The organism is Acetobacterium sp. (assembly GCF_041752335.1).
GTDB lineage: Bacteria > Bacillota > Clostridia > Eubacteriales > Eubacteriaceae > Acetobacterium.
This window is the reverse complement of sequence record NZ_JBGSHG010000021.1, coordinates 1-3,935: the sequence shown is the minus strand read 5'-3', so window position 1 is coordinate 3,935 and position 3,935 is coordinate 1. Positions and strand designations below refer to the sequence as shown.

Annotated in this window: 3 protein-coding genes; all 3 read right to left on the bottom strand. The window is 47.5% G+C overall.

Going from position 1 to position 3,935, the window contains the following annotated elements; all coding sequences use genetic code 11:
- Nucleotides 1–887 (bottom strand): class I SAM-dependent RNA methyltransferase (locus ACEW8F_RS03255; RefSeq protein ID WP_373482040.1); only part of this gene is annotated, 887 nt, incomplete at its 3' end.
- Nucleotides 888–948: 61 nt separating this feature from the next.
- Entirely contained in the window at nucleotides 949–1,548 is a 600-nt protein-coding gene (locus ACEW8F_RS03250) for a TetR/AcrR family transcriptional regulator C-terminal domain-containing protein (protein WP_373482039.1), read from the bottom strand.
- A gap of 239 nt (nucleotides 1,549–1,787) precedes the next feature.
- Nucleotides 1,788–3,899 carry a YhgE/Pip family protein gene (locus tag ACEW8F_RS03245; RefSeq protein ID WP_373482038.1) on the bottom strand — a complete coding sequence of 704 codons (2,112 nt, stop codon included), beginning with the start codon at nucleotides 3,897–3,899 and terminating at the stop codon, nucleotides 1,788–1,790.
- Nucleotides 3,900–3,935 lie beyond the last annotated feature (36 nt).

Below are 3,935 nucleotides of genomic sequence, written 5' to 3'. Positions count from 1 at the left end.
GAATAGAGTTTTTCGGCTCCTAAGGTATTGGTCTGGAAAAAGGAAAAGCTGGTGATTTCAAAGGTCAGTCCCAAAATCTTATCTTCAATTTTGTCTTCACCATACAGGGTTTTGGCGGTTTCGGCTTTGACCACATCGGCGATGCCATCGTTTTGGGTATGCAGAATTCCCCGGATCTGGCCGATAAGCGATAGATCCAGCAGGCATTTGACAAAGGCCGCTTCGTCCAGGGTTCCCTGGGTGGTGGTGGCCAGATTGATCAGCAGATCGCCGGTGTGTTTGCCCTTGCGCACGACCAGATGTCTTAAAAAGCCTTCGTGGCTGCGTTTATGAAAATAGCTGTCCCCAGTTTGGGTAAAATAGCCCAGCACCGCCGTTTGAATCGCATTAAAATCCCCGTCGGTAATCTGGCAACCATCGGTTTTAACAATATTATAGAAGCTGCCCTGTTCGTGAAGTCCCAGCATCAGCGGGCCATCCTTTTCGTTATCGCCAAAGGAATACTCCATCTTATTCCGGTAACCAAAAACCTCGGGGCTGGGAACAATCCCCTCATAGGCAAAGCCCGCGATCCCGGCCTGTTCCAACAGGTTTAAGACATAGTTTTCTTTAAGCTTTAACTGTTCTTGATAGGGCAGGTTCTGATAGGTACAGCCCCCGCATTTGGCAAAGACATCGCAGGCGGCGTCAATTTCATTAGGGGCTTTTTCCAGCACTTCCAGGATTCGGCCTTCAAATTTTTTTCGTTTCTTGGCAATGTTCACCAGTACCCGTTGGCCGGGCAGGCCGTTTTTCATAACGACTTTTTTTTCGCCGTGCATTCCCCAGGATTTACCGGGGAAATTAAATCCCGCTATCGTTAATTCAATCACTTCATTCTTTTTCATATGGACTCCTTAAATTTTCTTGTTGATTATTTGGGGCTGTTTATCCAGCCGATCTTCGCTGTTACGCTTTGGTCAGTTCCTGAAAATAACGGGAAACGGCAAACATCCGGGCCCCGTTGATAATCTCTTTGATACTGATGGTGATTTCCTCTGGTGATTGCTTCATCCCGTTTTGGGCCCAGTTAATAATCATCCCCACCACCCCATAGGATAAAAATTCGGCAGTAAAAGTTTTCTTCTGGGGTGTCATCACCGGGACTGCTTCCGAATTGATTTTGCGATCACTGGACAAGTGTTCAATCATTTCGATAAAAATTTCCTTGGTAACGGTAAACAGATAATTCTGAAATTCAGTGCCGTTGATGTCTTTTAAGGTGGTTTGATAAAAATGACCATCATTTTTCATCGTCGTTAACAGCTCCAGCACCTTGCTATCCCAGTTTTCGATGGTGAGCTCTGTTCGGATCACCAGAATCGCCTCCTGATAAACGATCCAGTTGATCAGATCGTATTTATCGTGAAAATGATAATAAAAGGTCTGGCGGTTCAGGCCACACTCGGCGGTAATTTCGGCAATGGTTATTTTTTCAAAGTTTTTATTGTTTAGAATATGTTTAAAGCCCTTGGCGATAGCTTTTTTGGTTATTGATGCATCGGACATGCAGACACTCCTCATGATCTTTTTTTTAAATAATTATATCATTTCAGCTTGTTATTTCAAAGTGATCGACAGCAAATAAAAAGAACCCCACATATTGATATGCAGAGTTCTTTTTATTTGGTCTATATCTGTTGGATTGAAGATTTTTGCAATTGATACTTGTAATTGTGCAGTGTGCAGGCGAGGGTCTGACCCCCTGGTCATCACGGATCGCCCCTTAAATATTTAATTCTACTTATTTAGAATGACTGGTCTGAATTCAGTTCGGCTTTGACCGTCACATCCTCTTTCTCGGCCTTCTTTTTCTTGATCGTAGTCAGGAAGATCGTGGCGGCAAAGAAAACCACCAGATAAATAGCCAGAATCAGGAAACTATGCCAGAAGTCGCCGGAGATCGCACCGGTAATGGTATCCTTAAACACCACCACTGAATAAGTCATCGGCATAAAGGGATACAGCACCTGGAAGAACTTCGGCACCGTTTCGATCGGGAAGGTGCCACCGCAGGAGGTCAACTGCAGAATCAGCAACGTCAATGCCACAAATTTTCCGGCATCGCCCATGTGGATAATACAGAATTGGACAATCGCCAGGAAGGTCATCGAGACCAGACAAACCGAAACAAAGTACAAGCCGGTATGGGCGATTTCCAACCCTAAGACATATTTAATGATGCTGCCCAGCAAAATCGCCTGGGCCAGGCCCAGCAGCAGATAAATAAAGCTGCGGGCAGTCTTATTGCTGCTTTCCCGGGACAGGATCTTAAATTTCTGATCGGCATCAAAATAGATCCCGAAGAAGATAATCAGACCGCCAACCCATAGCGACAGGGACATAAAATAGGGCGAAAAGTAGGTACCATAATTGGCAATCGGGTCGATGACCGCATCGTCCACCGTAACCGGCTCACTGACATAGGTACCCAAACCATTTAATTTGGCGGTGTCGGCATTGGCGTCATTGACGGCCGTCGTGACGCCGTTCTGGGCGGTGGTGATGCCGCTGTTAAGCTGCTGCTGACCATCGACCAAAGTCGTGGCACCACTAGCCAGGGTGGAAGCGCCGTCGGCCAGAGTATAAACGCCATTGGTCAGGGTGGTGGCACCGCTTGACAGTGCTGTAGCGCCGTTTGTCAGTGATGAGGCGCCGTCTGAAACGACACTGGCTCCAGCTGAAATGCTATCGGCAGCATTATTTAATTGGCCAGCGGCGGCACTGACGGTGGCAATCCCATCATCCAGATTGCTGGTTCCGGCGGCTAATGCCTGGGTTCCGGCGGCGATAGCATCGGATGCCCCACTAAGTTGACTACCAGCCGCTTCCAATTGGGCAATGCTCTCGGCGTTATCGCTGGAGGCCATGTTCGAAATAAAGGCGGCAAATTGGGGATCGGCCATTAATTCCGGATGTTCGCCGACAAAAGCCGAGATAAAGGCCGAGGTCTGGTTAACATTGCCGATCAGCGTATCGACACCGGCGGTATAGCCCTGAATCCCCTGATTCAACTGATCGGTTCCAGCTGCCAAACTTTCTGCACCATTGCTCACTTGGGCCGAACCACTTTTTAAGGTACTGATACCATCGTTAAAATCAGAAAATTTTGCGGCAAATTGTGATGTTCCAGCGGCCAGGGTTTGAGTGCCGGAGGCCAGGGTCTGGCTGCCAGCGGCTAACGCCTGAGTGCCGGAGGCCAGGGTTTCCGAACCGGAGGCCAATTCCTGGGAACCGGCAACCAGCGAATAAGTGCCGTTGGCTAAGGTCTGAGAGCCACTCAGCAATTGCGCTGATCCGCTGGAAAGCTGGGTTAAGCCATCATTAAGGGTGCCCAACTGACCGGGCACCTTGGCCACCTGATCGGTCAGATTGTTGACGATTTCGCCAGAAATGCTTTCTCTTAAGCTGGTTTCCATTTGCATCTCAGCTTTTCCCAGGATCTGACTGGCCAAATAATTTCTTTTTTCATTGGGCGAAAAGATAATGCTGGCGGTCTGCTTATTGACCGTCGCTGCCGACGCAATATTGTTAGAGAAATTCTGAGGCACCACGATCATGGCGTAGTAATCATCGCTTTCGGTACCGGCTTTACCGGTGGCCTCGTCGGTGATTACATACTTAAAGGTACCATCTTTAATCAACTCGTCGAGGAATTCGTCCCCCAGATTGCGTTGCTGATTATTGATGGTGGCACCCGCATCATTATTGACGAGTGCCACCGGCAGGTTATCCAATTTTGAGTAGGGATCCCAGAAGGCACTGAGATAGAAAAAACTATACATAAGTGGTATAATAATAACACCGATAATAACAATAAATCGGACTGTGTTGGCTTTGTTAACTATTTTTTTATTCATTTTTCGCTCCTTTCGCTTGCTTAAAGGAGTATAGCA

Coding starts and splice junctions, on each gene's coding strand:
- ACEW8F_RS03250 (WP_373482039.1), bottom strand. CDS start 1,548: ATGTCCGATGCATCAATAACCAAAAAAGCTATCGCCAAGGGCTTTAAA.
- ACEW8F_RS03245 (WP_373482038.1), bottom strand. CDS start 3,899: ATGAATAAAAAAATAGTTAACAAAGCCAACACAGTCCGATTTATTGTT.